Annotated in this window: 25 protein-coding genes; 9 read left to right on the top strand and 16 right to left on the bottom strand. The window is 63.3% G+C overall.

Going from position 1 to position 22,341, the window contains the following annotated elements; translation table 11 throughout:
* Nucleotides 1-97: 97 nt before the first annotated feature.
* The 8 genes from era to folK are packed head-to-tail and all read right to left on the bottom strand — an operon-like array spanning nt 98 to nt 6,672.
* The gene (gene era, locus VOI18_RS04060; protein WP_323761135.1) at nt 98-1,042 is read right to left on the bottom strand and encodes a GTPase Era; all 945 of its coding nucleotides are present in this window, start codon (nt 1,040-1,042) and stop codon (nt 98-100) included.
* Nucleotides 1,035-1,721, bottom strand: a complete 687-nt coding sequence (gene rnc / locus VOI18_RS04055; protein WP_323761134.1) for a ribonuclease III — start codon at nt 1,719-1,721, stop codon at nt 1,035-1,037. The genes era and rnc overlap by 8 nt, the downstream gene beginning before the upstream one ends.
* On the bottom strand, nt 1,714-2,142 hold the full coding sequence (gene acpS, locus VOI18_RS04050; protein WP_323761133.1) for a holo-ACP synthase: 429 nt from the start codon (nt 2,140-2,142) through the stop codon (nt 1,714-1,716). The genes rnc and acpS overlap by 8 nt, the downstream gene beginning before the upstream one ends.
* On the bottom strand, nt 2,139-2,876 hold the full coding sequence (locus VOI18_RS04045; protein ID WP_323761132.1) for a pyridoxine 5'-phosphate synthase: 738 nt from the start codon (nt 2,874-2,876) through the stop codon (nt 2,139-2,141). The genes acpS and VOI18_RS04045 overlap by 4 nt, the downstream gene beginning before the upstream one ends.
* Complete coding sequence (gene pyrE, locus VOI18_RS04040; RefSeq protein WP_323761131.1) at nt 2,873-3,457, bottom strand: orotate phosphoribosyltransferase; 585 nt, start codon at nt 3,455-3,457, stop codon at nt 2,873-2,875. The genes VOI18_RS04045 and pyrE overlap by 4 nt, the downstream gene beginning before the upstream one ends.
* Complete coding sequence (locus VOI18_RS04035) at nt 3,454-5,685, bottom strand: bifunctional (p)ppGpp synthetase/guanosine-3',5'-bis(diphosphate) 3'-pyrophosphohydrolase (RefSeq protein WP_323761130.1); 2,232 nt, start codon at nt 5,683-5,685, stop codon at nt 3,454-3,456. The genes pyrE and VOI18_RS04035 overlap by 4 nt, the downstream gene beginning before the upstream one ends.
* 6 nt (nt 5,686-5,691) lie before the next feature.
* Complete coding sequence (gene rpoZ / locus VOI18_RS04030; RefSeq protein WP_323761129.1) at nt 5,692-6,063, bottom strand: DNA-directed RNA polymerase subunit omega; 372 nt, start codon at nt 6,061-6,063, stop codon at nt 5,692-5,694.
* Between the two features lie 48 nt (nt 6,064-6,111).
* The gene (gene folK / locus VOI18_RS04025) at nt 6,112-6,672 is read right to left on the bottom strand and encodes a 2-amino-4-hydroxy-6-hydroxymethyldihydropteridine diphosphokinase (protein WP_323761128.1); all 561 of its coding nucleotides are present in this window, start codon (nt 6,670-6,672) and stop codon (nt 6,112-6,114) included.
* Between the two features lie 34 nt (nt 6,673-6,706).
* Here folK and VOI18_RS04020 point away from each other — a divergent pair, with 34 nt between their 5' ends.
* Together VOI18_RS04020 and VOI18_RS04015 are read left to right on the top strand one after the other, a co-directional pair.
* The gene (locus VOI18_RS04020; protein WP_323761127.1) at nt 6,707-7,246 is read left to right on the top strand and encodes an NYN domain-containing protein; all 540 of its coding nucleotides are present in this window, start codon (nt 6,707-6,709) and stop codon (nt 7,244-7,246) included.
* A complete protein-coding gene (locus VOI18_RS04015) occupies nt 7,243-7,905 on the top strand; it encodes a uracil-DNA glycosylase (protein WP_323761126.1) in 663 nt (220 codons plus the stop codon). Before VOI18_RS04020 ends, VOI18_RS04015 begins: the two co-directional genes overlap by 4 nt.
* A 68-nt stretch (nt 7,906-7,973) precedes the next feature.
* On the opposite strand, the gene VOI18_RS04010 is transcribed toward VOI18_RS04015, so the two are convergent.
* A complete protein-coding gene (locus VOI18_RS04010; protein WP_323761125.1) occupies nt 7,974-8,180 on the bottom strand; it encodes a glutathione S-transferase in 207 nt (68 codons plus the stop codon).
* 73 nt (nt 8,181-8,253) lie between these two features.
* Between VOI18_RS04010 and VOI18_RS04005 the strand changes: the two genes are divergently transcribed.
* Nucleotides 8,254-9,261: a GlxA family transcriptional regulator gene (locus VOI18_RS04005; protein WP_323761124.1), complete on the top strand. Its 1,008-nt coding sequence runs from the start codon at nt 8,254-8,256 to the stop codon at nt 9,259-9,261.
* A gap of 19 nt (nt 9,262-9,280) precedes the next feature.
* On the opposite strand, the gene smpB is transcribed toward VOI18_RS04005, so the two are convergent.
* Nucleotides 9,281-9,751: an SsrA-binding protein SmpB gene (gene smpB, locus VOI18_RS04000; protein WP_011643521.1), complete on the bottom strand. Its 471-nt coding sequence runs from the start codon at nt 9,749-9,751 to the stop codon at nt 9,281-9,283.
* 11 nt (nt 9,752-9,762) lie between these two features.
* Nucleotides 9,763-10,644, bottom strand: coding sequence for a 4-hydroxy-tetrahydrodipicolinate synthase (dapA, locus tag VOI18_RS03995; protein ID WP_323761123.1), 882 nt, complete (start codon nt 10,642-10,644; stop codon nt 9,763-9,765).
* Nucleotides 10,645-10,789: 145 nt separating this feature from the next.
* Between dapA and VOI18_RS03990 the strand changes: the two genes are divergently transcribed.
* Nucleotides 10,790-12,850 carry a lytic transglycosylase domain-containing protein gene (locus VOI18_RS03990; protein ID WP_323761122.1) on the top strand — a complete coding sequence of 687 codons (2,061 nt, stop codon included), beginning with the start codon at nt 10,790-10,792 and terminating at the stop codon, nt 12,848-12,850.
* Between the two features lie 638 nt (nt 12,851-13,488).
* On the opposite strand, the gene VOI18_RS03985 is transcribed toward VOI18_RS03990, so the two are convergent.
* Complete coding sequence (locus VOI18_RS03985) at nt 13,489-14,187, bottom strand: helix-turn-helix transcriptional regulator (RefSeq protein ID WP_323761121.1); 699 nt, start codon at nt 14,185-14,187, stop codon at nt 13,489-13,491.
* A 124-nt stretch (nt 14,188-14,311) separates the two neighbouring features.
* Here VOI18_RS03985 and VOI18_RS03980 point away from each other — a divergent pair, with 124 nt between their 5' ends.
* On the top strand, nt 14,312-14,668 hold the full coding sequence (locus VOI18_RS03980) for a VOC family protein (protein WP_323761120.1): 357 nt from the start codon (nt 14,312-14,314) through the stop codon (nt 14,666-14,668).
* A gap of 18 nt (nt 14,669-14,686) precedes the next feature.
* Here the strand turns inward: VOI18_RS03980 and VOI18_RS03975 are convergent, their stop codons facing one another.
* The 3 genes from VOI18_RS03975 to VOI18_RS03965 all read right to left on the bottom strand — a co-directional run bounded on the left by VOI18_RS03975 (nt 14,687) and on the right by VOI18_RS03965 (nt 16,765).
* Entirely contained in the window at nt 14,687-15,058 is a 372-nt protein-coding gene (locus VOI18_RS03975) for a hypothetical protein (RefSeq protein WP_323761119.1), read from the bottom strand.
* Between the two features lie 49 nt (nt 15,059-15,107).
* Nucleotides 15,108-15,551 carry a helix-turn-helix domain-containing protein gene (locus tag VOI18_RS03970; protein WP_323761118.1) on the bottom strand — a complete coding sequence of 148 codons (444 nt, stop codon included), beginning with the start codon at nt 15,549-15,551 and terminating at the stop codon, nt 15,108-15,110.
* A 224-nt stretch (nt 15,552-15,775) separates the two neighbouring features.
* Nucleotides 15,776-16,765 carry a threonine/serine dehydratase gene (locus tag VOI18_RS03965; protein WP_323761117.1) on the bottom strand — a complete coding sequence of 330 codons (990 nt, stop codon included), beginning with the start codon at nt 16,763-16,765 and terminating at the stop codon, nt 15,776-15,778.
* Nucleotides 16,766-16,928: 163 nt separating this feature from the next.
* On the opposite strand from VOI18_RS03965, the gene VOI18_RS03960 reads away from it, so the two are divergent.
* The 4 genes from VOI18_RS03960 (at nt 16,929) to VOI18_RS03945 (ending at nt 21,583) form a co-directional block, all read left to right on the top strand.
* Nucleotides 16,929-18,572 (top strand): long-chain-fatty-acid--CoA ligase, encoded by a 1,644-nt coding sequence (locus tag VOI18_RS03960; RefSeq protein WP_323761116.1) that lies wholly within the window; start codon nt 16,929-16,931, stop codon nt 18,570-18,572.
* A 195-nt stretch (nt 18,573-18,767) separates the two neighbouring features.
* Entirely contained in the window at nt 18,768-18,971 is a 204-nt protein-coding gene (locus VOI18_RS03955; RefSeq protein ID WP_323761115.1) for a superinfection immunity protein, read from the top strand.
* A gap of 343 nt (nt 18,972-19,314) precedes the next feature.
* Complete coding sequence (locus tag VOI18_RS03950; RefSeq protein WP_323761114.1) at nt 19,315-19,512, top strand: hypothetical protein; 198 nt, start codon at nt 19,315-19,317, stop codon at nt 19,510-19,512.
* Between the two features lie 328 nt (nt 19,513-19,840).
* Nucleotides 19,841-21,583 carry an alpha/beta hydrolase family protein gene (locus VOI18_RS03945; protein WP_323761113.1) on the top strand — a complete coding sequence of 581 codons (1,743 nt, stop codon included), beginning with the start codon at nt 19,841-19,843 and terminating at the stop codon, nt 21,581-21,583.
* Nucleotides 21,584-21,641: 58 nt separating this feature from the next.
* Here the strand turns inward: VOI18_RS03945 and VOI18_RS03940 are convergent, their stop codons facing one another.
* Nucleotides 21,642-22,310 carry a nitroreductase family protein gene (locus VOI18_RS03940; RefSeq protein ID WP_416374861.1) on the bottom strand — a complete coding sequence of 223 codons (669 nt, stop codon included), beginning with the start codon at nt 22,308-22,310 and terminating at the stop codon, nt 21,642-21,644.
* Between the last annotated feature and the right edge of the window lie 31 nt (nt 22,311-22,341).

Genomic DNA, 22,341 nt, shown 5'->3' with positions numbered 1-22,341 from the left:
CCCTGCGGGCCACCCTCTCCCATGGGAGAGGGACCGTCTTCCTTCTCCCCGGGGAGAAGGTGCGCGCAGCGCGGATGAGGGGGGATCAGCGTGAGCCCTAAACGTCGAAATCCAGACCCACATCCTTGTAGTGCGACCGCCGCGCCATCCATTTGGCGTCGACCTTCACATTGAGAAATAGGTGGACCTTGCAGCCCAGCACCTCTTCCAGCTCCTTGCGGGAGGCTTCGCCGATCGATTTGACGGCACTGCCGCCCTTGCCCAGCACGATGGGCTTTTGGGTCTCGCGCTCGACGATGATGGATTGTTCGATGCGCAGGGAGCCATCGCGCAGTTTCTTCCAGACCTCGGTCTCAACCATCGAGGCGTAAGGCAGTTCCTCGTGCAGGCGCAGATAGACTTTCTCGCGTGTGATTTCGGCAGCGAGGATGCGGGCCGGCAGGTCGGCGACCTGGTCGGCGGGATAATGCCAGACGCCTTCCGGCATCAGACCGGCGATGAACTCACGCAGCTGCGGAACGCCCGACCCGGTCTTGGCCGAGATCATGAAGACCTCGGAGTAGACGCCGGTCTCGTAGAGCGCCTGTGACATGGCCAGAAGCTGGTCACGCGGCATCAGGTCGACCTTGTTGAGGACCAGGATCGCCTTTTGCTCGGACTTCTTCAGGCCTTCGGTGACCCGGTCATCATCCTCGACCATGCGGCTGTCGCCGCTTTTGGCGCCGCCATGTTCCATCCGGGCGCGGGCACCGGCATCGACGACATGCATGATGGTGTCGGCCTCGCCGGCACCGGACCAGGCCGCCGCAACCATCGACTTGTCCAGCCGCGTCTTGGGCGCGAACACGCCGGGCGTGTCGACGAGGACGATCTGGGTTTCGCCAGCCAGCGCCACGCCGCGCACGGCGAAGCGGGTCGTCTGCACCTTGTGGGTGACGATGGTGACCTTCTCGCCGACCAGGGCGTTGACGAGGGTCGACTTGCCGGCATTGGGCGAACCGATAACCGCGGCAAAGCCGCAGCGTTTGGGAGTATCAGACATGCTGTCCTTCGCGTTTCAGCAATTCCTCGGCGGCGGCCCGTTCGGCGACCTGCTTGGAACCGCCCTCGCCCACAGCGGGCGCAAGGGGTGTGACCGTGACCTGCACGGTGAAGACCGGCCGGTGATCCGGGCCGGAACGTTCGGTGAGTTCATAGCGCGGAACACCGCGACCTGTCCTGGCTGCCCATTCCTGCAGCGCCGACTTGGCGTCCAGCGGCTTGGCCTTGAGCGCCTCGATACGTGGCCCCCAATGATGGTCAAAGAAGGCCTGGACCGCCGCGCGGCCACCATCGAGATAAAGCGCAGCCATCAGCGACTCGCAGGCATCGCCGAGAATGGAGGTCTTGTTGCGACCACCGCCCTTCTCTTCCGACTTGCCGATCCGCAGCGCCGCACCGAGATCGACGGCGCGGGCGACATCGGCGCAGGTTTCCTTGCGCACCATCGAATTGAGCCGCGGCGCCAGCGCGCCCTCATCGGCCTTGTCGAAGGACTTGAACAGCGCTTCCGCCGTCATCAGGCCGAGCACCCGGTCGCCGAGGAATTCCAGACGTTCATAGGTGGGGATGGTCTTGCGACCCTCGGCGAAACTGCCATGGGTCAGGGCGCGCTCGATCAGGCTCTTGTCGGTAAAGACATAGCCAATACGGGCTTCAAGCTCTGCGATCGGATCAGCCATGGGCGAGCCCGTCGAAATGATGGCCGATCGGCCGCGCTTCCAGCACGACAAACGCCTGGGCCCAGGGATGATCGTCGGTGATGGTGATATGGGCGACCGGCTCGTGACCGGGCGGCGTCAGCGCCAGGGCACGCTCCAGGGCCCGGCCCTTGAATTCCAGCGTCGGTTTGCCGCCAGGCAGATTGACCACACCGATTTCCTTCCAGGACACCCCACGCGCAATCCCGGTTCCGAGCGCCTTGGCACCGGCCTCCTTGGCCGCAAAGCGCTTGGCATAGCTGGCAGCGCGCATGCGGCGCCTGTCGGACTTGGCCTGCTCGATCTCGGTGAAGACGCGCTGGATGAAACGGTCACCAAAGCGATCGATCGATTTCTCGATACGCCGGATATCCATCAGATCGGAGCCAAGGCCGATGATCATGCCCGCGCTTCCTCAATCAGCCCGCGCATCGTTCCGACCGCTTCACGCAGACCCCGGAAAATCGCCTCACCGATCAGGAAGTGGCCGATATTGAGCTCGATCACTTCGGGAATGGCGGCGATCGGCTTGACGGTGTCATAGGTCAGGCCGTGACCGGCATGGACTTCCAGGCCGCGCTCATGGGCCACCGTGGCGGCACTCTGCAGGCGTTTGAGATGATGCTCGACCTTGGCGGTGTCGCCCGCAAGGAAAGCCTCGCAATAGGCGCCGGTATGCAGTTCCACGACCGCCGCGCCCATGGCTTCGGCAACGGCAATCTGGACCGGGTCCGGCTCGATGAAGAGCGAGACGCGGCTGCCGCCCTCACGCAGCTGCTGGACATAGGGGGCGATCGTGTTGTGACCCGCGGCGACGTCGAGCCCGCCCTCGGTGGTGCGTTCCTCGCGCTTTTCCGGCACCAGGCAGACCGCATGCGGCTTGTGACGCAGGGCGATGTCGAGCATTTCCGGCGTCGCCGCCATTTCCAGGTTCAGCGGCAGGTCGATTTCGGCCATCAGCCGGTCGATATCGGTGTCGGTGATGTGGCGACGGTCTTCACGCAGATGCGCGGTAATCCCGTCCGCGCCCGCCTCGGAGGCCTGACGGGCGGCGCGCACGGGATCGGGGTGCTCGCCCCCGCGCGCATTCCGGATCGTGGCTACATGGTCGATATTGACGCCGAGACGAATGCTCATGCCAGACCCCGGCTCCCGGGCTTGATGGCCGGGATGGCCGCCAGTTCCGGCGGCAGCTGGTCTGCTGGGTAGGCGGGGACCTTGTACTCGGTCAAGGCGATCAGCGGCACGCCGACATCGGCCTCGCCGCCCGAGCGATCCACCAGACAGGCCTCGGCGATGACCGTGGCGCCGGTCTTGTTGATGGCCTCGATGCATTCGCGCGAGGACAGGCCGGTCGAGACGATGTCCTCGACCACCAACACCTTGTCATCCTTGGACAGCTCGAAACCGCGGCGCAGGGTGAACTCGCCATTCTCGCGCTCGACATAGAGCCCTTTGAGCCCCAGCTGACGGGCCATTTCATAGCCCGGCACGATCCCGCCGGTGGCCGGGGAGACGATCACGGTCGGGGCATCGCCAAGCTCAGCGCGGACCTTCGCCGCCAGTGCCTTGCACAGACGCTCGGTGCGGGCCGGTTCAGAGAAGACGCGCGCCTTTTGCAGGAAGACGCCGCTGCGCAGTCCGGAAGAGAGGATGAAATGGCCCTCGAGCAGGGCGCCGGCGGCCCGGAATTCGGCCAGGACTTCGTCGCGTGTCATTCTTCCTTGATCTCCTCGATTTCCGCCCTTGCCCGGTCGGCAGAGACGACGGTCTCACACATGCGGATGGCGGCCAGGATATTGGCCAGATGCCGGGTATCAAACACTTCGACGTCGAATTCCATGTCGAAGAAGTCGGCGGCGCGATTTCGGGTCGTGACGCTGGCGATATTGCCGCGGTTCTCCGACACCGTCTTGGCAATCTCGGCCAGGGCACCCGGTTCATTGTGCATGACGGCCTGGATGCGGGCGATCGAAACGGCATTGCCTTCGGCCTCGGCGGTCCAGGCCAGGTCAAGCCAGTCATCCATCGCGTTTTCCTCGTACTGGGCGAGGCGTTCGCAATCGATGGTATGGATCTCTATGCCCTTGTCCTTGCGCAACAGGCCGACAATGCGGTCACCGGGCAGCGGCGAGCAACACTCGGCGAAATGCAGCGTCACGCCCTGGGTCAGGCCACGCCCGCGCACATAGAGCCGGGCCTTGCTATCCTGGATCAGATCCCGGCCGGCGACATCCGGACGCTCGTCGAGACGTCCCGGGAACGCCGCGTTGAGCATGTCGACCGAGGAGATGCGCCCGCGGCCGAGGGTTTCATACATCTCGTTGGCGTCCTTGACCTCCAGCCGCGCGAAGGCGTCCTTGAGGTCGGCCTCGATCAGCGTCCGGCCCTCGCGGCGGAAAGCGTGCTCGGCCATGATCTTGCCGATACGATGAAATTCGTCGCGCTCGCTCTCGCGGATCAGGCGGCGGATGGCCGCGCGGGCGCGACCCGTGACAGCGAGGTTTTCCCACCCCGCCGGCGGCTGACGGACGCCACCTTTCACGATCGCGACGACATCGCCATTGCGCAACTGGGTGCGCAGCGGACGCTCGCGACCATTGATCTTGGCGGCGACGGTTGTGTGCCCCAGCTCGGTATGGACCGCATAGGCGAAGTCCAGCGGCGTGGCACCGACCGGCAACGAAATCAGGTCGCCGCCAGGTGTGAAGCAATAGACCTGGTCGGCGAACATTTCGAGCTTGGCGTGCTCGAGAAACTCTTCCGGATCGCCGCCCTGATTGAGGATTTCCACGAAGGGGCGCAGGCGCTCCAACGGATCGCCACCGGCCGCCTGGGCCGCATCGGCATCATAGGTGTAAGAGGAGTTTTTGTAGCGCCAGTGTGCCGCCACGCCGCTCTCGGCCACCGACTCCATTTGCTCGGTCCGGATCTGCAGCTCGACGCGCACATTCTTCGGTCCCATCACCGTGGTGTGCAGGGAGCGATAATTGTTCGGCTTGGGCAAGGAAATGAAGTCGCGGAACCGCTCCGGCACACACCGCCAAGACTGGTGGATCACACCCAGAGCCCGATAGCAGTCATCCGGCGTGTCGACGATCAGCCGGAAGGCGTAGATGTCGGCGATTTCCTCAAAGGTCAGCCCCTTGCGCTCAAGCTTGCGCCAGATCGAGTAGGGCCGCTTCTCGCGCCCGAAAATCCGCCCTTCAATCCCCGCCTCCGCGAGGCTGTCGATCATGGCGCTCGAGACCACCGAGACTTCCTCGGCGTGGGCTTCCCGCAACCGTTTCAGTCGGGTGTTGATCGATTCATGGGCCGATGCATTGACGTGCTCGAAGGCCAGGTCCTCGAGTTCGACACAAACCCGGTTGATCCCGATGCGTCGTGCCAGCGGCGCATAGATTTCCAGCGTCTCCAGCGCGATCCGCTCACGCTTGTCGGCGCGCGAAATCGCGTCCAGCGTCCGCATGTTGTGCAAACGGTCGCACAGCTTGACGATCAGCACCCGGACATCATCCGAGATGGCGACGACCAGCTTTTGCAGGTTCTCGGCCTGTTTTGTCCGCTTGGAGCGCAACTCCATCTGGCCGAGCTTGGTCACACCATCGACGAGGCCTGCGACTTCCTCGGAAAAGGCCTCGGTCAGCTCCTCCAGCGTCGCCGGCGTATCCTCGACGGTATCGTGGAGCAGGCCGGTGCACACCGTCGCCACGTCCATGCGCAGGTCGGCGAGGATCATCGCAACCTGGGCCACGTGGGCAAAATAGGGTTCGCCCGACTGGCGGCGCTGCGGCCGGTGGGCTTCCTCGGCAAAGTCATAGGCGCGCCGAACGAAGTCGGCATCGACTTTGGGGAAATACCGACGGATACGCGCTATCAGCTCGTCCGCGCTGGGTATGGCGGGCGGCGACGGGTCCAGTTCGGGTGGCGTCGCGCCGGAGGTCAAGACGCGTTAGAGGCGGCCGTCAGGCGCGCCGTCCCGGTCGTTCTGGAGCGCCTTGAGCATCTCGGCTTCGTCAAGCGGAACCTGCGGTGCCGGAAGGGCCTCGAGCTGCTGGCCACGCTCTTCGCGGGCCGCGTCTTCCTCGTCCTCGCTCGGCAGCACGCGCTGCAGACCGTTGACCAGGCTGTCCTTCAGCGCATCCATGTCGAGCGTTTCGTCCGCGATCTCGCGGAGGGCAACGACAGGGTTCTTGTCATTGTCGCGATCAATCGTCAGCTCGGAGCCGGCCGAGATGTTGCGGGCACGGTGTGCCGCCATCAGAACCAGGCGGAAACGATTGGGAATTTTTTCAATGCAGTCTTCGACAGTGACGCGAGCCATGCGCGCGAACTCCTTGAACCAGCGCTAGAGGTTTTGGAACCGCGTTACCTAATCCCCTCGCCCTGCAAAAGCAAGGCTGTGGGGTGAGAGTTTTCCGGTCTCTTGCAGCTTGTATGTTGCGCTGCGATCCGCCTGTGGCAGCGCGGCAATCAGATCGGCGATGCCACGCCCGCTCAGCGGGTCGGTCCAGTCCGGGGCAATCTCGGCAAGCGGCAACAGGACGAAAGCGCGTGTCACCGCCCGCGGGTGCGGCACGGTCAGGCCGTCCGGCGCCGAGATTTGCTCGCCCCGGCAATCGATCAGGTCAAGGTCGAGCGGCCGCGGAGCATTGCGCACCGTCCGCGCCCGGCCGAACGCTGCCTCGATCGCGTGCAGCGTATCGAGGATGGTCCGGGCCGGCTGGTCCGAAGCGATCGCGACGACGGCATTGACGTAAGGTGGCTCAGCCGGATCGGGCCAGGCAGGACTGTGCCAGTCAGACGATGCGGAAATGATGGCCAGTCCCGCCTCGCCAAGGGCAAGTCGCGCGCGGTCCAGGGTCTGCCGCGGACTCCAGTCACCCAGTGGCAGATTGGCGCCGAGGGCGATATATATCGCGGCAGATTGCATTGCCCTATTCATAGACTGTCCCGAGGATATTCCCATGGCCTTTTACCCGGACGAGCGCATCGGCCTCTTCATCGACGGTGCCAACCTGTTCTCAACCACCAAGGCGCTCGACTTCGATATCGATTTCAAACGCCTTCTCGACGAGTTTCGCAAGCGCGGCAAGCTGATCCGCGCCAATTACTACACCGCCCTGCTGGAGCACGAGGAATACAATCCTTTGCGGCCACTGGTCGACTGGCTCAACTACAACGGATTTTCGGTGATCACGAAGCCGGCCAAGGAGTATACGGACGACCATGGCCGTCGCCGGATCAAGGGCGACATGGACATCGAGCTGGCCGTCGACATGCTCGAGGCCGCCACCTATCTCGACCACATCATCCTGTTCACCGGCGACGGCGATTTCCGCTACGCCCTCGCGGCGGCCCGCGCCAAAGGCGCCCGTATCTCGGTCGTTTCCTCGCTGAAAACCAACCCGTCCATGATTTCCGATGATCTGCGGCGGGAGGCCGACGCCTTCATCGAGCTGGACGATTTGCGGGCGATGATCGGTCGGTCGGCGGCCGGCTCGTGACCACGAGCGCCCCTCCCGAAGCCCCTTTGGACTGCCCGCTCTGTCCGCGACTGGTTGCCTTCCGGCAGGCGACCGCGGCGGACCATCCGGACTGGCACAACGCCCCGGTCGAGTCCTTCGGGTCGGACCAGGCCCGCCTGCTGATCATCGGCCTCGCACCGGGCCTGCGCGGTGCCAACCGGACCGGTCGCCCCTTTACCGGCGACTGGGCTGGCGACCTGCTGTACGCCACCCTCGACCGCTTCGGCTTCTCGCGCGGCACCTATGCCAGCCATGCCGAGGACGGTGTCGAACTGGTCGACGCGATGATCACCAATGCGGTGCGTTGCGTCCCGCCTGAGAACAAACCGGTCGGCGCCGAGGCCAATGCCTGCCGCCCCTTCCTGACCAGCCGCATCGCCGCGATGCCGCGCCTGAAGGCCGTCTTGTGTCTGGGCAAGATCTCGCATGACAACACGCTGCGGGCCCTGAGCCTGCCGCTCAAGACGGTCAAGTTCGGGCACGCCGTGACAGCCGACATCGCCGGTCCGAACGGGTCGCTGCGCCTGTTCGACAGCTATCATTGCTCCCGCTACAACACCAATACCGGCCGCCTCACCGAAGCCATGTTCGATGCGGTCTTTGCCGACATCCGGGCCTGGCTGGACACGGCGCCCTGATATCCTGCCACGTGTGTACAGACCGCATAAAATCCCCTAACAGGCGACTTTGCGGCGACTTGCGGGCGTCAGGCATCCGTCGGATTGGCAGTATCTGATGGCGCTTCGACCCGGCAGCGCTCGAACAGGCTCACCGCCGCCTCGAACTTGTCGCGACACCCCGGATTGCAGAAGCCCACAACGGCGCCGCGATACCACATCAGCGCGCCGGCAGAGACCGGTCTGCCAGACCAGGGGCACGTCTCATTGATGACATTTTCCAACGTCAGGATCATCGGGTCAGCCTTTCCCTGCTTTTCCCACTGAACCCGCTGGATATCCCGGCACACACATGGCATAAATGACCACATGCTCCCCTTTTCTGCCAATCCTGAACAAATCGAGCGCTGTGTCGCCTTTGTGACCTTCCCCGGCGTCAAGCTGCTGGACGTCACGGGGCCCCTGCAGGTGTTCGAGGACGCCAACACCTTTCTGGGCCGGACCGCCTACTCGACCCCCATTGCCTCCTACTACGGCGGCCCGGTCGAAACCGACGCCGGGGTCCTTCTCAACACCCGCCGCCTCGCGGGCATCGGATTGGACGAGCAGGACACACTGATGATTGCCGGCGGCGGCGGTGTCTTCACGGCGTGTCGTGATGCCCGGCTCGTCCAGGCGATCCAGAAGGCCGCTGAAAAAAGCGGACGCATCGCCTCGACCTGCACCGGCGCCTTCCTGCTGGGAGCCGCCGGATTGCTCAAGGGCAAGCGCGCCGTCACCCATTGGCGCCATTGCGACCGCCTGGCCGAGGACTGCCCGGACACCGAGGTCGACCCGGACCCCATCTTCATCGAGGATGGTCGGGTCTGGACCTCTGCCGGGGTCACCGCCGGGATTGATCTCGCCCTGGCGATGGTCGAGCGCGATCATGGCCGTGAGCTGGCGCTCGAGCTGGCCCGGTCGCTCCTGGTTTATGTCAAACGCCCCGGCGGCCAGTCACAGTTCTCAGAAGCGCTGAAGCAACAGAAACGCTCGGCCACCGGACGGTTCGACGCCCTGCATTTCTGGATGAAGGACAATCTGGTCGCCGACCTCAAGGTGGAATCGCTGGCCGAACGATCCGGCATGAGCCCGCGCAATTTTGCCCGCCTCTATACCGACGACACCGGCATGACACCGGCCCGAGCGGTTGAGCAATTCCGGGTCGATGCGGCCCGGGCGATGCTGGAAAATCCCAATGTCTCGATCAAGACCGTGGCCAGCCAGACCGGATTCGGCAATGACGAGCGCATGCGGCGATCCTTCGCGCGGCTGCTCGGCGTGACCCCGCAGGCCTATCGCGAACGGTTTGCGGTCGAGACGCCGGCCAGCGTCTGATCGAGCCCGACCCCGCAGGTCAGCCGTAATTCTTCATCAGGCGGGACTTCTGCTTGTTCCACTCGCGGTCCTTGATCGTCTGGCGCTTGTCGACCGTTTTCTTGCCGGTCGCCAGACCGATCTGGAGCTTGGCGAGGCCCCGACCATTGAAATACAGCCGCAATGCAACAATCGTCCGCCCCTGCTGGGTCGAAGCGCCTGTCAGCCTGGCGATTTCCTTGGCCTTGAGCAGGAGTTTGCGGTGCCGCTTGGGCTCGTGATTGAAGCGGTTGGCCGGTCCGTAGGGCGGGATGTCAGCATTGATCAGCCACAACCCTTCACGCTCGGCGCTGACATAGCTCTCGGCGATATTGGCGCGACCCTCGCGCAAGGATTTCACCTCCGAGCCCATCAGCATCAACCCGGCCTCGAAGGTTTCCTCGATTTCGTAGTCAAAGCGGGCACGCCGATTGACGGCGACAGGTGCGGTCTCGGATTTGGGTTTGCTCATGGTGCTTTCAATCAGGCCTGGTCAAGCAGGCCGGCATGGACAAGGGCGGCGCGGACCTGGGCATTGGAGGCTTCGTTCGGCTCGGTCAATGGCAGGCGCAGCTCGGTATTCATCACGCCCAATACGGACAGGGCGTATTTGGTCGGCCCCGGGCTGGACGAGGAAAACAGTGCGTGGTGCAGTGGCATAAGCTGATCGTTGAGCAGCCGCGCCGTCTCCCAGTCTCCCGCCAATGTGGCGTCCTGGAACTGCGCGCACAAGGCCGGCGCCACATTCGAAGTCACCGAGATCGCGCCGACACCCCCGGCAGCATTGAAGCCGAGCGCTGACGGATCATCACCGGACAGCAAGGCGAAATCGGTACCGATCAGCCGGCGGTGGTCCGACACCCGCGCCATGTCGCCGGTCGCATCCTTGATACCGACCACACGCTCGAGACCGGCGATCCGGGCGACGGTGTCTGCCTGGATGTCGACCACGGTCCGGCCGGGAACATTGTAGACCACGATCGGCAGATCGACGGCGTCGTGGATGGCCTTGAAATGCTGGAACAGGCCTTCGGCATTCGGCTTGTTGTAGTAGGGCGCGACCACGAGACCGGCATCGGCGCCGAGTTCCTTGGCGCGGCGCTGGTTGGCAATTGCGACCGCGGTGCTGTTGGACCCCGTACCGGCGACCACCGGGACACGCCCCTTTGCGGTCGCAACGACAATCTCCACCACCCGCATGTGCTCTTCAAAGGTCAGCGTGGCGTTCTCACCGGTCGTGCCACACGGCACAAGACCATGGGTACCCGCAGCGATCTGGCGCTCGGCCAGTGCGGCAACGGCATCCTCGTCGACGGCCCCATTCTTGAATGGGGTGACGAGCGCAGTCATGGATCCCTTGAACATGTTTCATTCCCGGATACGGCCAAATCAGCGCGCGACCATATCGACCGCGTCGCACACGGCCAAGTGTTCTTGTCAAGTCTGGACAGGGCGCCGGATTTGCTGTGATGATGGACGTTCCAGTCGATCGAAGAGTGTCCCGTTTGCCATGATCGCACGTTGCGTTTCCGCGTTTGTCCTGCTCGCAGTCTCCGTCGCCGCCGAGGCTCAAATTCCCTCGCCCCGCATCCGGCCAGAGCCTCTCAATTTCTCGCAATACCTGTCAGACGCCGACTTCACGCGTTTTCGCGAAGGACTGGACGCGGCCGATGACGAGGACTGGGCGCGGGTCCGCGAATTGCGCCTTGAACTCACAGACACCGCCGCCCGCGACATCCTTTTGTGGCGCATCGCGCTGAATGATGCCCGCGCCAGCTTTCTGGAACTCGACCTGGCGCTGACCGAACTCGACAACTGGCCGCGTGACAGTTTCATCCGCGCCGAAGCCGAGTCGAAGATTGACGGGTCCGGCCTTACCGCGCCTTTCATCCTGTCCTGGTTCGAGGAGAACCCGCCCACAACCGGCCGCGGCCGCATCGCCCATGCCGAAGCCCTGATCGGGGTCGGGCGGATTGTTGAAGGTGAAGCGCTGCTGCGCGAAACCTGGCGCTCGGGCCGGCTGGCCAGCCAGGTCCAGAGTGACACCTATTCGCGCCACCGCGACGTCTTCACCGAAGATGATCACATGGCCCGGATCGACTATCTGATCTGGTCCAACCAGCGCTCACTGGCGCGCCGGGTGCTGCCGCTCCTGTCCGGCAATAACCGCAACCTCGCCGACGCCCGCCTGAGACTGGCCGGACGGCAAAGCGGTGTCGACCGGGCCGTCAACCGGATTCCGGCCAGCCTGTCGAATGATCCCGGGCTTGTTTTCGAGCGCGCCCGCTGGCGCCGCCGCTCCGGCATGCGCGATTCAACCCTGCCACTCCTGCTGCAGCTGCCTGACAGCCACACGGACGTCACCGCGCTCGAACTGATGTGGACAGAGCGCAAACTGATGATCCTCACTCTGGTGCGTGATCAGGACTATGACACCGCCTACGAACTTGCCCGGGCGCACGGCATGTCCTCCGGAGCCGATTTTGCCGATGCGGAATTCATGGCTGGCTGGCTGGCGCTGGTTCATCTGGACCGTCCGGACGAAGCGCTCGCCCATTTCACGCGGCTTCGGGACAATGTGTCGACGCCCGTCAGCCAGTCCCGGGGCTCGTATTGGATGGCACGCGCCCTGGACGAACTCGGCCGGCCCGACGAGGCGGCCACACTCTATGCCGAAGCCGGTCAGCACTCGACGGCCTATTACGGCCAGCTCGCCCTCACCCAGCTCACCGGCACGGGTGGACAGCTGGCGCTGGAGCGTGATCCCGAACCGACGCCCGAGACCACGATCCGGTTCGAAGCCCGCCCGCTGGTGCGCGCGATGCGCCTGCTCGCCGAACAGAATGAGGAATATTATTTCCGCCTGTTCAGCTATCGGCTCGACGATCAGCTGACCGATCCGCAAGAAGCGGTCCTGCTGTCGCGGCTGGCCAGCAATTACCTCTATCTGCGCCAGGCCGTCCGGGCCGCCAAGGCAGCGCGCCTGCGGGGGATCATCCTGCCGCAAAGTGCCTATCCGACAATCCAGCTGCCGGCCCAGACCAATGCCCGTGCCCAGCGTCCGGAAGACGCCCTGACCCATTCCATCATCCGCCAGGAGACCGAGTTCGGCCAACATGCCGTCTCCGGTGCCGGTGCGCGCGGCATGATGCAGCTGATGCCGGCCACCGCCCGCGCCACCGCCCGCGATCTGGGCGAAACCTATCGCTACAGCTGGCTGACCGACGATCTGGACTACAATCTCACCCTCGCCATGCACCATCTCGCCGAAGTGGTGGACGATTATGACGGCTCCTACGTCATCGCGCTGGCCGCCTATAATGCCGGTTCGCACCGCGCCAATCGCTGGATCCGCGACTATGGCGACCCACGCGATCCAGATGTCGACCCGGTCGACTGGATCGAAAGCATCCCTTTCTCGGAGACCCGCAATTACGTCCAGCGCGTGATGGAAAACCTGCAGGTCTACCGCTCACGCCTCAATGACGACGCTGCCGTCCCGCTCCTCATCGAAGACGACATGCACCGCGGCGCAGCACCGGTCCGGATCATGGTCGATCCGGAGGAGTAGGCGGATCGCGCGCCTCCTCGCCTCACCGTCCCATGTCTGCGCAAGCACCTGCCGAGCCGGCTTGTCCCCGTTGTGCATCACTTTCCTTCTCCCTTGGGAGAAGGTGGCCGGAGGCCGGATGAGGGGGATTCTTCCCGCTGGTACCGGGATTTACCCCTCACCCTGACCCTCTCCCGGGGGAGAGGGAAAGCGCGCTTTGGCAAATAAAATCACCAAACTTATCCCCACCCCTCGCCACCAGGCGATAATGGCTTTGGTTTTCGGGACGGGAGGCACGAGCTCAGTCACTTGTGCCCGGAAACGAGCGGAGCCTGTCCGCGCCTTGGATGTGACAGTCCAAAGCTCCGGCAGGGCGTGCGACCAGGTCGCGGGGCACTAAACGACCGACCCCATCTACCTGACGCATTGGAATCGGGGTGGAGACAGCCCGGGAAATCTCCCACCTTTTTTTCAACAAAGATTTGGCGGGATGCCGAGGACACCACGGACACCGCCTACCAGCCAAACGGACACCCTGGTGTCCAACGGCATCCCGTTCCCTCCCACACTTCGGCGCAAAAGCGTGCGGAGACGAAAGTACATGCCGCAAGCGAAAGCAAGGATCGGATGGGGGCAAGGAGATAGGTCCCCATCCCGCGTCACACCAGCAGGTCATTACCGTCCAGCGACGACGCGAACGCGTCCCTGGGCAAGAGTTTGAACGGCGTGCCAGTCCGTCTGGCCGACAGGACCCGGTCACACCGGAACACACGCGACGCGTCCCGGAGATGATCGAAGGCGACCACATACCAGACCGGGTATTTCAGCAGGAGGTAATGAGGTTCGATCTGCCGATTGGAGGTCTTGCCGTCTTCGCGCCGATATTCGATCGCCAACCTTTCCTGATCCAGGAAGGTCTGGTGCAAGGCCTGCACGACGTGTCCCGGCGGCGCGGCCACACCCGCCTGGACGTAGGTCGAGGCGGTATCGCCAATCAGGATCCGGGATTTCATCCGGGTTACCTTGTGGCGCTTTTCCGGAGAAAAAGACGCCACAAGCTGTCGCCGCACCGATCCCAGGCTGGCGAGAAACATCGGCGAGCGCATCTGTTCAGACACCTCGATGCTGATCAGCAAATCGACGGCCTCGGGGTAGGACAGGTTCAGCCGTCCAACGCCCCAATTGCGGTCGAGCCGGACGCCACCGCCGCGACCCCGGTCGGAATCAATGGGCAGGCCCTGCTCGCGCATCAGCAGGAGATCGCGGGCAATCGTGCGCTCGCTGACATCATGCTGCCGTGCCAGGTCTGCGACCGTGCACAGCCCGTCCTGCTTGAGCTGGACGGCCAGCAGGTCCATCCGTCGCAGCCTGTCTTTCGAATTCGCGCGCGCCATCAAACAAATAAGACATAAAATGTCCTATTTGGCGATACACGTCGGGTCAGACACCAGAACGGTGCCTTGGCAGGCAGGAGCGCAAAACATGAAAATGAACTATTTCGTCATCGGCACGAACGACAAGGACGCATCGACCCGATTCTACGACGCCGTGTTCCAGGAGTTCGGCATCGATCAGGTGATGTCGAATGACCGGATGACCTATTGGCAGAGCGAGAATTTTGCCTTTGCGGTCGCCATCCCCTTCGATGAACAGCCGGCGACCCGTGGAAACGGCTCCATGGTCGGTTTCGCGCTCGGCTCCAAGGACGCGGTCAGGCGCCTGCACAGCAAGGTCATTGAACTGGGCGGAAAATGTGACGGCGAGCCCGGCGACCGCGGACCGATGTTCTCGGCCTATGTCCGCGATCTCGACGACAACAAGCTGTGCTTTTCGGCGTGAGGCTTTCGGGCGGCGGCCTCAGTCCGCCGCATCCTCACCGGAGACCAGTTTCGGGATCGAGGTGAACGCGAAAATTGCCGCGAACAGGCCGGTCAGGCCTATCAGGCCACGTTGCAGGATGATCAGGTCGTCCATGGTGACCGCGGCCCAGATGGCGGCAGCGGCCCAGCCTCCTGTGATGACGATGATCACCAGCGATTTTGCCCGCACACTGACATTGGCCAACAGGGCGAGAACCCCGATCGCCATGAAGGTCGTGCCGATCTCGTGATGCCAGGGCATGCGCGCCGCGATACCGGCGATGCCTTCGCGGATCACCCATCCGACGGAGACAAGAGCCCCGCCGGCCAAGGTGAGACCAATCCGGTCCATGATGGAAAGACGAGCCATGCCATCAGGGTAGCACGGCTCGCCTTCCAAGGCCCGATGAAAGACGAGGCTAGTATCGCTCTTGGTACCGCGACACGACTTCCATGAAGATGACCGGCAGCGCGTGACCGGCAATCCCGACTGTCCACCAGATCATCGGCCATTTCATTATAAACCAACCGGACCCCAGGCTGATCCCGGCAAAGATGATCATGCCGAACACATAGCTCGCCAGATGGATCCAGAATGACAGCTGCAAGGCCGCCCTGCCCTTGGCATTGCGTCGTCGGACCAGCTCGTCGGCCTCGACCTCCGGATCGATACACAAGGCCAGCACATCCACATTGAACGCCGCAGCCAGCGCCATCAGTGTTTCGCGTGAGGCGGCCTCGCCAGTCTCGATACGCTGGATGGTGCGCAGGCCGATGCCCGCGACTTCCGCAAGATGTTCCTGCGACCAGTGTCGCTCTTCACGCCAGCGTTTGATCTTGTCTGCGTCTGCCTTGAAAGCCATGTCCGTCTCCTGGAAAGCTTGTGTAAACTGATTGGCTCCAAAAAACAGACCGGCCGCCAAGGCACCACGTCAGCCTGGCGTCAGCACCACGCCACCCCGCCGCCAGTGGCCCGCCAGTGCTCCGTCACTCCCCGTGAATGATCGGCCGAGATGCCAACCAGGAGAGGGATTCACGACAACACCACCGCCGGAAATCCGTACAGCCTCCGCCATTCGAACGCAGGTCAGGCCCGAGCCAGCGCCTTCTGGAAAACCGCGGCGTCGACATTGCCGCCGGTTGCCAGGACACACACCGTCTTGCCAGCAACATCGATCTTGCCGGACAGCACCGCGGCCAGGGCCGCCACACCGCCCGGCTCGACCACGATCTTGAGATGACGCCAGGCGGCAGCCATCGCGTCCAGCGCCTCGTCGTCCGAGATGGCTGCACCGCCGGTCAGCTGGGTCGAATTGAGGGCCCAGGTCAGGGCGCCGGGGGTCGGGGTGATGATCGCATCGCAGATGGACCCGGTCAGCCGCTCATTGGTCTCGCGTTTGCCACTGGCCAACGACCGCCTGTGATCATCGAAATCGACCGGCTCGGCGGCCCAGATTTCGATGTCGGGGAAAGCCTGCCGCATGGCCAGACCGACACCGGCGATCAATCCGCCGCCGCCGGCGCAGCACACCACAATTTCGGCCTGCTCACCCAGCGCCTGCAACTGGTTTGCTGCTTCAAGCCCCGCCGTCCCCTGGCCGGCAATGATGCGGGGGTCTTCATAGGGCGGAACCAGGATACGCCCTTCGGTTTCACAGATGGCAGCGCCCAGCGCCTCACGGCTTTCGGTCGCACGGTCGAAATGCACCACTTCTCCGCCCCAGAACTTAACGCCGTCGACTTTCGAACGCGGCGCATCGGACGGCATGAGGATCTTGGCGTGCGTTCCATTCAACCGCGCCGCGGCCGCAACACCCTGGGCGTGATTGCCGGACGAATAGGCGACAATGCCCCGTTCCTTTTCAGCATCCGACAGGCGGGAAATCCGGTTGAAGGCGCCGCGAAACTTGAAGGAACCGGTGCGCTGCAGGCACTCGGCCTTCACGAACAGTCTTGCCCCCAGCCTGTCATCGAGCTGGTCGTTGCGGAGCAAGGGCGTTTCCACCGCCTGTCCCGCCAGGCGCGTCGCCGCATCGAGAATGTCCGCATATCCGGGCAGGTCTACTGGATGGGTCACGGGCGATCACTCCTCGACTGGACGCGGCGTCCGGCGACGCCATATGTGGAAAAACGCATAAGCAATTCAAACCGATTGAGCAAAGGGATTGCGCCGCCGCGCGATAGACCGTTTGATTGGCAAAACACAAAATGAAGCAACGGTTGTTACCCAGGGGAAAAACATGACTTTGCGCGCACACATGATGGACTGTCCGCTGATGATTTCGGACATTCTGGTTCACGCGGCAAAATGCCATGGCGATCAGGAGATCGTGACGCGGCTGCCGGAGAATGGTCAGATCCACCGGCAGAATTATGCCCAGACCCATGAGCGGACCCAGCAGCTGGCCAATGCCCTGCAAAAGAAGCTCAAGATCCGCGAAGGCGACCGGGTTGCCACGATCGCCTGGAACTCGCATCGACATTTCGAGCTCTACTACGCCATTTCCGGCATCGGCGCCGTGGTCCACACCGTCAATCCGCGCCTCGACCCGAAACAGCTCATCTGGATGCTCGACCACGCCCAGTCGAAGACCGTTTTCTTCGACAAGCAGTTCGCACCGCTGATCGATGCCATCTCGAAAGCCTGTAAATCGGTCAAGAACTGGGTTCTGATGACCGACAAGACCCATCTCGATGGCGTTCAGACCAAGTGCAAGAGCTATGAGGAATTGATCGCCGAATATCCGGCGAAATTCGACTGGCCGGTGTTTGACGAGTTTGCCGCAGCCGGGCTGTGCTACACCTCGGGCACGACGGGCGATCCCAAGGGCGTCCTCTACTCGCACCGCTCGACCGTTCTGCACGCCATGGCGTCGGCATCAGCCGATGTGATTGGTGTCGGCGCACGGGGCACGCTGTTGCCGGTGGTGCCGATGTTCCACGTCAATGCCTGGGGCATTCCTTACGCCGCGCCGATGAATGGCGCCAAGCTGGTCATGCCCGGCGCCCAGATGGATGGGGCCAGCATCCACCAGCTGATCGAGGATGAACGCGTCAGCTATGTCGCCGGCGTGCCCACGGTCTGGCTGGGCCTGCTCAACTATCTGGAAGCCGAAGGCAAGCGCATCGATTCCGTCGAGCGCGTCCTGATCGGCGGCTCGGCCCTGCCGGAAGCGCTGTTGCGCGCCTATGAGGACAAGTATGGCGTCGTCATGCAGCAAGGCTGGGGCATGACCGAAATGAGCCCGCTGGGCACGGTCAATGTGCTTCTGCCCAAACATGAAGGGCTCAGCCGCGAGGAAATCATCCAGGTCAAACTCAAGCAGGGCCGTCTCGTCTTCGGTGTCGGCATGCGCATCGTCGATGACAATGGCGAGGAACTGCCGTGGGACGGCAAGTCCTCCGGTCATGTGCAGGTCCGCGGACCGTGGATCGCTTCGGGCTATTACCGCGGCGCCGGTGCCGAGAGCTTCACCGAGGATGGCTGGTTCCAGACCGGTGATGTCGCCCATCTCGATGGCAGCGGCTTCATGACCATCACCGACCGCTCCAAGGACGTCATCAAGACCGGCGGCGAGTGGATCTCCTCGATCGACCTGGAAAACGCCGCCATGGGACACCCGTCCGTGGCGATGGCCGCTGCGGTTGGCATGCCACACCCGAAATGGCAGGAGCGACCGCTGCTGGTCGTCCAGCTCAAGGAAGGCGCCGAGCCGGATGCCGCCTCGATCATCGAGTACCTGCGCGGAGAAGTGCCGAAATGGTGGCTGCCCGACGCCGTCGAATTCATCGACGAAATGCCGATCGGCGCGACCGGCAAAATGCTCAAGACCAAATTGAGGGAAATCTACAAGGACTATGAATTCCCGACGGTTGACGCGTAATCGCGGAGACAATCGAAATGATCAAGCCCCGGCCATCTGGTCGGGGCTTTTTCGTGGGCCAATCCTGACGCGGGACTTAAATCGGTTTAATCCCCCCTGTTTCTCCCTTGTGCCGGCCCGCGGCCTCTCCTACATTCATATCGAAATTCGATAAGCCTCAGATCCGGTGATCGGCGGGGCGAAGGAGACAGGACAATGGAGGTTTACGTCATGGGTGGAGAAGTCGCGGTCATCGGCCTGCTGGCCTATTTCGTGCCGACCCTGATCGCCCTCCTGCGCGGTCACGACAATACGTTCGCGATCTTCCTGACCAACCTGCTTCTGGGTTGGACCTTCATCGGCTGGGTCATCGCCTTCATCTGGTCGTTCACTGCTATCCGCCGACGCGTGCGGGCCTAGGAGTTCCCCAAGCTCCCATCTCGGTTTGACCGCCCCAAGCCTCACACCCCAACGGTCAAACCAGGCAAACGCGTCTACCCCAACCGGCCCCAAACCGGACAATGCTGCGCCCGGATCGCCCCCAACGGTCCGGGCGCTTTTTGTTGCATGCAAGCCGCGTAAAAAGTCGTTCATGCCCTACTGGCTTGCGCCGAAGCGCAAGCGGGCAGTTCCGGCATGTACCGGTGTCGGGCTTGCCGGCGACGACATACCGGTCGCGATTGGAAAATGTAAAGCCAACTTGACGACAAGCGTCCTTTACATCATAGTGTCTCGACGCGTTGATGAGACAGGAGGCCTGAACATGGCATTCGATAATTGGACGAAAGAGCTGGGTGTCGGGCTCGGCGTGGCGATCGGGTCAAGCGTCGGCCTTACGGTTGGAATCGTGGTCGGCGCCATGTTCGGAGACGTCGTGAGCGGCATCGTTTTCGGTCCGATGATCGGCGCGGCCCTCGGTACAATTGCGAGCCTCTTTCTGCCAGACCTGTCGTCGAGCTAGGGTGCGCGCTGCGCGAGCAAAAACCAACGCGCCACCTTTCCGGGACCCGGTACCGCGCGGACGACTGGTCGCCACTCAGCAAGACGGCGGACAACTGCAACGTTAGTGAGGCAGGCGATCGGTTCGGTGCGCGGCCTCGCGCGGTTCGGCCTGATCCGGAAGGGCAACTGGCCACAACTGGCATCAAGCGATCATTGCCCTTGCCTTCAATTAGATAATTAGCTAACTGTCATATAACGAGCAGTGAGCGGCGCATTCACCTGGCCATGATTGGGCTGTCACATTGGTCGCCTTCACTGCAAGCCTGTCACCCAAAGGGAGAATTCTCATGTTCCTCAGCCGACACCTTTTTATGCTACTATCCAGCGTGCTCATCGCCTTCGTGATCGCGAGCTGCGCTGGAGCCTCCGACGATGGCGACAATCTTGATCCAGCCGGGGACTGGCAGGGAATCCTTTCGACCCCGCAAGGCGATCTGCGTCTGCTGATCACGGCAACCCAAGCGCCGGACGGGACTCATTCCGCCGTTCTGGAGAGCCTGGACCAAGCCCCCGGACAGAAAATCCCGGTCAGCGGCTTTTCGATCGACGCCCACGGCATGACCTTCACGATCGATGCGATCGGTGCGAGCTACTCCGGGACCTGGAACACTGATAGCCAAGGCTATGAGGGCACATTCAGCCAGGGCATGGACCTGCCCCTGACATTTGTGCGGCCCGGTGAGGCCAGCCTGCCGGTCATTGCGGGCATGGATGGTGTCTGGCAGGGCGTTCTGGATCGTGGCGACACGCCGCTGGAACTGGTTTTGAATATCGAGACGACCGAAGCCGGCACGCAGATCACACTCGATTCTGTCTCCCAGGCGGCCTATGGCATTCCGGTCACCAATCTCGCTCGCGACGGCAGCACTGTCAGCTTCCAGGTGCCTGCTGCGAATGTCAGATATGCCGGCGAACTTGATGCCAGCGGCGACATTCTGGCCGGCGACTGGACCCGCCCGGACTTCCCTGACGCTCGGGTGAGCTTCCAGCGCAGCGCCGACACGGTGACCGGCCCCAACCGCCCGCAGACCCCGCAAGCGCCCTTCCCCTATAGCGCCGAGGACGTCCGCTTTGACAATCCGGCCGCCGAGGGTGTCACCCTGGCCGGCACATTGACCGTGCCGCCGGGCGATGGCCCCTTCCCCGCCGTCATCCTGATTTCAGGGTCAGGCCCGCAGGATCGCGACGAGACCGTGTGGACCCACCGACCTTTCGCGGTGATCGCCGACCATCTCTCCCGCAACGGCATCGCCGTGCTGCGCTATGATGATCGCGGCTTTGGCGAGTCGACCGGCGATTTCGCAGCGTCGACTTCGATGGACTTCGCCAGCGACACGGCGGCGGCGCTCGCCTGGCTCAAGACCCGTCCGGAGATTGATGGCGGTTCGATCGGCCTGGTCGGTCACAGCGAAGGCGGGCTGATCGCGCCGGTTGTCGCGGCGGACAATTCCGATGTCGCCTTCCTGGTCCTGCTGGCCGGCCCCGGCACGACCGGCGAGCAGATCATTTTCGACCAATCGCTTGCTGCAGCCCGCGCGGCCGGCCAAAGCGAGGCGCAGCTTGACACCCTTGCCGATCTCATTCCGCAAATCACGGGCGCCGTACGCGACGCCGCCGATGCGGCCGCGGCCCGTGCAGCGCTTGATGCCCTTTTGACCGACGAGGTTCTCGCCCAGCTGGGCATTGTGCCGGCTCAGAAAAACCTCGTCATCGGGCAGAATGTCCGGGCCTGGTATCGCGCCTTCCTGCGCCATGACCCGGCGCTCTGGCTGGCGCAGGTTGACCAACCGGTTCTGGCCGTCAATGGCTCGCTCGACATCCAGGTCGTTCCGGGCGCCAACCTGACCGGCATCGAGGCCGGCCTGAGCGGCAATGACGACGTCACCATTCTCGAACTGGAGGGTCTCAACCACATGTTCCAGACCGCCGAGACCGGCGAAGTCGCCGAATACGCCCGGATCGAGGAAACCTTCGCGCCGTCAGCGCTGGAGCTGATCACGGACTGGATCACCACACGCTTCGCGGAGTGAGGCCCAAAAAGGGGACAGGTGTGATTAACGACGCGCGTTAATCACACCTGTCCCCAGCTCACAGCCAGGTCGTGATCTCGTCCAGCGACTTCTTGACCAAGGCGTGCTCGGGCACGGTTGCGTCTTCGGTCGGATAGCCGCCGACGATCAGCATGTAGGGCTTTTCTCCGGCCGGGCGTTCGCAGACCTCGTTGAGGAAGCGCATCGGATTGGGCGTGTGGGTCAGCGTGACCAGGCCGGCCTCGTGCAGCGCGGCCAAGAGGAAGCCGCAGGCAATACCGACGCTTTCATGGATGTAGTAATTCTTCTTGTCCTGGCCGATTTCCTCGCCGCCGCGCTTCTGGGCAAAAACGGCGATCAGGACCGGTGCATGCTCGAGGAAGGGCTTGCTGGCATCCGTGCCGAGCGGCGCCAGCGCGTCGAGCCATTCCTGCGGCGCCTTGCCATTGTAGAAAGCCGCTTCCTCGGCCTCGGCCGCCTCGCGCAACGCCCGACGCTTGGCCGGATCGGTCAGCACTACAAAATGCCAGGGCTGGTGATTGGCACCCGACGGCGCCGAACCGGCGGCGATGATGGCCTGTTCGATGACAGCCCGTTCGACCGGTTTGTCGGAGTAATCCCGAACCGTGCGACGGCGCAGCAGATTTTGTGTGAAGCGGCTGACCCGATCGCGCATCTCGGCTTGCGGGTACTCGATATAGTTTTCCAGCGGTACGCGTTTTTCCATTCCCATCAGGACCCTCCCCGGTCCGGTCTGG

It is taken from the genome of Maricaulis sp., from assembly GCF_034670125.1.
Taxonomy (GTDB): domain Bacteria; phylum Pseudomonadota; class Alphaproteobacteria; order Caulobacterales; family Maricaulaceae; genus Maricaulis.
This window is presented reverse-complemented; position numbering and strand designations above follow the sequence as displayed.